1 protein-coding gene is annotated in these 248 nt (G+C 69.4%); it reads right to left on the reverse strand.

What is annotated here, in order from left to right:
* Positions 1-248: DUF1427 family protein (locus tag ACZ3HG_RS24480; protein WP_465335083.1), on the reverse strand; the 248-nt coding region annotated here is incomplete at both ends.

Below are 248 nucleotides of genomic sequence, written 5' to 3' on the forward strand. Positions count from 1 at the left end.
GGTGCGGGACGTGTCGATGGGATGGCCGAGCACCTTTTCGGCGCAGTCGGTGCGCAGGAAGGCGACGACGTCGTGGCCCCCCGCCATGCGCCTGGCGAGCGGAAGGGCCTGTTCGCCCAGCAGCATGCCGAGCAGGCCGATGAGCGCGATGGTCGGCGGCGCCGGCGAGCGCACGCCGAGAAGGCTGTAGATGACGCCGACGAGCAGCCCGACGGCGAGCGAGATCAGATAGGGCTTCATCACATGTC

The organism is Erwinia sp. PME.40.26/001, from assembly GCF_055556675.1.